This is a genomic window from Pseudarthrobacter sp. (assembly GCF_036675385.1).
Lineage (GTDB): Bacteria > Actinomycetota > Actinomycetes > Actinomycetales > Micrococcaceae > Arthrobacter.
On the sequence record NZ_JAKFFD010000218.1, the window covers coordinates 1 to 3,447 of the forward strand.

Sequence of the window (3,447 nt, forward strand, 5' to 3'; positions counted from 1 at the left end):
CTCCAGGAGCCAAAGCTTCTCCTCCAGAGTCCGGAACGGAACTTTCCCAGTCGATTTCGTCATGCCCAACCCCGCCTGCCTCTCGCAAAGACAATCTGTCTCACGACAGGCTGACAGAGAGGGTATTCGGGCGTCGCCAGGTCTTTTCCGTGTCCGTGGCGAATTTGCTCGTCGTAAAGGAAGCCCGCACCGGGCGCCTGACCCGGCGAGGCCGAGCGCGCGGCGTTCTGAAAGTTCTTCAGGCCAGCCGTTGACAGGATCCTACTAACGCGCGTAATCTAAATCACACGTCGCAGGTAACGCGCGTTAGTTAAAAGAATCCGGCCCGTCACCTGACGGGCCCCACGCAGAGGTCCCGGAGCATTCAATGGCGAACAGCACCCAACCCGCACCCGCTGCGGAGGCCGGCGCAGTCGTGGCAACGACGGCGGCGGTCCCCACAAACCGTGGCGTCACCATGGCGGACGTGGCCAAGCACGCCGGAGTGTCCCGTACCGCCGTTTCCTTCGTCCTCAGCAACCGGGAGAATGCCAGCGTCTCGCAGGAGACCAAGCATCGCATCCTCGAAGCGGTCCAGACGCTCGGTTACCGGCCCAATGCCGGCGCCCGGGCCCTGGCCTCCCAGCGAAGCGACTGGTACGGCATTGTCACCGAAATTGTCACGGCACCGTTCGCCGTCGACATCATCAAGGGCGCGCAGGACCAGGCCTGGTTGGACCGCCGGTTCCTGCTCATCGCCCCTTCAGACCAGGCCGATGCCGTAGGACCCAACCAGGGGATGGAGGATGCAGCATTTGAAAAGCTGCTGGAGCAGAGGGTGGAAGGGCTTCTGTATGCGGCCACCTTCCACCGGGGCGTGCATGTTCCGAAAAGCGCCAATGAGGTGCCCACTGTCCTGATCAACTGCTTCGATGCGGACGGGAAGCTGCCCTCGATCGTCCCGGACGAGCGTGCCGGCGGGCGCGTCGCCGTCGAACGTTTGCTCCAGGCCGGCCACTCCAGGATCGGTGTCATCAACCTGGATCCGAACATCCCCGCCGCCATCGGGCGTTTGGAGGGGTGCCGCGAAGCACTCGCCGGGGCAGGGCTGGAACTCGATCCTGATCTTGTAGTCCCGGGATACGCGACGGCGGACGGCGGCTACGAGGCAGCCTGCCAGATTCTTGACAAATATCCCGCCGGGGCAGGCAGGCCAACCGCACTGTTCTGCCTCAACGACCGGATGGCCATGGGCGCCTACGACGCCATCAAGGAGCGCGGGCTCGCCATCCCCCAAGACATCGCCGTGATCGGCTTCGACAACCAGGAACTCATTGCGGCCTACCTCAGGCCGAAACTGACCACGGTTGCGTTGCCCTTCGAGGAGATGGGTGCGCTGGGTGTCCAGACACTCGCAAGCCTTACAGCAGGACAGCCGATCATCGCCCATCAGCAAATGGTCGACTGTCCGCTGCTAGAACGCTTTTCAGTCTGACGGCAAATCATTACCTGAAAAGCAAACCCCAACCACACCTTCACCTTCAGCGATGAAGAGAGGAAAGAGATACCCATCATGACACAACAGCGATTCTTCAGGGCTGCCCGCATCACGGCGGCCAGCCTGGCCGTAGGGGCCCTACTGCTCACCGGCTGCTCAGCCAACCAGGGCACAACGGGAGCCACCGGCGCCTCGGCCGAGAGCGCATTCCTGACCATTCCCCGCGAGGACATGGGCACGTTTGTCCAGAACTTTAACCCCTTCGCACCCACGGTGAACCCGATGGTGCAGCAGTCGATCTACGAGTCCCTTCTGATCTTCAACCCGGCCAAGGGAGACACCGTGCCGTGGCTCGCCACGGAGTGGCAGGCGGCCGGCGACGGCAAGTCCATCACCTTCACCCTTCGCGACGGCGTGAAGTGGTCCGACGGGAAGCCGTTCGTCGCCGAGGACGTGGCCTACACGTTCGAACTGCAGAAGAAGATCAAGGGCGGCTATGAATACCTCGAAACGGTGACCGCCGAGGGCGCCAACAAGGTCACCTTCAGCTTCAACAAGCCCTGGTCGCCGGCCCTCTACGACCTGGGCCAGCTCACCATCCTGCCCAAGCACATCTGGTCCGCGCTTGCCGACCCTGGCAAGGACGCCAACGCCACGCCTGTGGGTACCGGCCCGTACACCGAGGTGGACAGCTTCCAGGCCCAGTCCTTCGTGCTGAAGAAGAACCCCAACTACTGGCAGCCGGAAAAGCAGAAGATCGCCGGCATCAAGATGCTTGCTTTCGCCGGGAACGACGGCGCCAACCTTGCCGCCGCGAACGGCGACGTCGACTGGGCGCCGCAGTACATTCCGAACATTGAAAAGACCTTCGTCTCAAAGGACAAGGAACACCGCCAGTACTGGTTCCCCGCCACGGGCGCGATGATCAACTGGCAACTCAACACCACCAAGGCACCCTTCAACGACGTTGACGTCCGCAAGGCACTCAGCATGGCTGTGGACCGCGACCAGGTGACCAAAATCGGCATGAGCGGCTACGCGAAGCCGGCCGACTGCACGGGCCTTTCCGGCAACTATGAAACGTGGAAGAACGCCGCCGTCAAGGACAACTGCACGTGGACCAAACTCGACGTGGACGCCGCGAACCAGCTGCTGGACAAGGCCGGCCTTGCCAAGGGAACCGACGGCAAGCGCACGCTGAAGGACGGCAAACCTTTCGAGTTCAAGATCTCCGTGGGCGCTTCTTCGTCCGACTGGCTCTCCGTGGCCAACGTGATTTCCCAGAACCTCGCCGAGGTCGGCGTGACCGCCAAGGTTGACTCCCCGGACTGGGCCGCGGTTGTAGCCGGCTACGAGACGGGCGACTTCGATTCGGGCATCGTCTGGAGCGCCAACGACCCCAGCCCGTACAAGTACTTCAACACCTCCATGGGCACGACAACGGTCAAGCCGGTGGGCACCAAAACCTTCGACAACTACCACCGCTTCGGGGACGCCAAGGCAGACGCGCTGCTCGCCGAGTTCGCCGCTGAGGCCGACGAGTCCAAGCAGCAGGACATCGCCGACAAACTCCAGGAAGAATACAACGACGTCGCACCCTTGGTGCCGCTGTTCTCCGGCCCGGAATGGGGCGCCTTCAACGACACGCGGTTCACCGGCTGGCCCACCCAGGACAATCCCTACGCGACCCTCTCGGTGAAGTCGCCCACCACGGTCCTGGTCCTGACGTCGCTGGAACCGCGCAAGTAACCATCTTTCTCGCGGCCCACCCGCCGCCACTTTGATCCGCACACCCGGCGCTGTTTCCGGCGCCGGGTGTGCTCCCAAACTTTCCGTAATTCCCGAATGGAGGGAAACCGTGCGCTTTATCCTGCGCCGCCTGGGTTTCTACCTGATTGCCTTCTGGGTGTCCATCACCCTGAATTTCCTGCTCCCGCGCTTTATGCCCGGCGACCCCGTCTCCCGGATGT

General features: G+C 62.8%; 2 protein-coding genes and 1 pseudogene. All 3 read left to right on the top strand.

Annotated features, from left to right (window positions below; genetic code table 11):
- Positions 1-457: 457 nt before the first annotated feature.
- Positions 458-1,474, top strand: a complete 1,017-nt coding sequence (locus V6M49_RS17940) for a LacI family DNA-binding transcriptional regulator (RefSeq protein WP_141141934.1) — start codon at positions 458-460, stop codon at positions 1,472-1,474.
- A gap of 78 nt (positions 1,475-1,552) precedes the next feature.
- The gene (locus V6M49_RS17945; RefSeq protein ID WP_141139275.1) at positions 1,553-3,226 is read left to right on the top strand and encodes an ABC transporter substrate-binding protein; all 1,674 of its coding nucleotides are present in this window, start codon (positions 1,553-1,555) and stop codon (positions 3,224-3,226) included.
- Positions 3,227-3,335: 109 nt separating this feature from the next.
- Positions 3,336-3,447: pseudogene (locus V6M49_RS17950) on the top strand (ABC transporter permease); the annotation flags it as partial.

What these genes read in the sequence shown, in the direction of transcription:
- V6M49_RS17940 (WP_141141934.1), top strand. Translation starts at nt 458, where the DNA reads ATGGCGGACGTGGCCAAGCACGCCGGAGTGTCCCGTACCGCCGTTTCC.
- V6M49_RS17945 (WP_141139275.1), top strand. Translation starts at nt 1,553, where the DNA reads ATGACACAACAGCGATTCTTCAGGGCTGCCCGCATCACGGCGGCCAGC.